At 75.3% G+C, this 442-nt stretch carries 1 protein-coding gene; it reads left to right on the forward strand.

The window, feature by feature from the left end; genetic code table 11:
* Positions 1–207: 207 nt before the first annotated feature.
* Positions 208–442: SDR family NAD(P)-dependent oxidoreductase (locus tag G3I71_RS47725; protein WP_164325207.1), on the forward strand; the 235-nt coding region annotated here is incomplete at its 3' end.

The following is a 442-nucleotide window of genomic DNA, read 5'->3' on the forward strand; positions in this document are numbered from 1 at the left end:
CCCCGCCAGTCCCAGCACCCCGCGTCGTGACAGCGTCATCCGGCCACGCTAGGCGGTCCCCTCCGGATCCTGCCCGACCCACGCCGTCCGCGTGCCGCGTCGGGCGATCACGTACCGCCGAGGGGGCCTCCCCTCTTTCGGCCGGGCATACCGACTGGTTAGTCTGCCGGGGATCGGCCCCCAGGGCAGCGACGAAAGGTGACCCCCGTGAGCACGTACCAGGACCAGCGAGTCGTCGTCACCGGCGCGGGCGGCGGCATCGGCGCGGCCCTCGCCCACCGGTTCGCCGTCGAGGGGGCGACCGTCGTCGTCAACGACCTCGACCCCGCCAAGGCCGCCTCCGTGGCGGACTCGATCGGCCCCCGGGCCATCGCCGTCCCGGGCGACGCCTCCACGGTCGTGGCCGAGGCCAGGGAGGCGCTGGGCCGCCCCGTGGACGTGT

It is taken from the genome of Streptomyces sp. SID12501 (genome assembly GCF_010550245.1).
GTDB lineage: Bacteria > Actinomycetota > Actinomycetes > Streptomycetales > Streptomycetaceae > Streptomyces.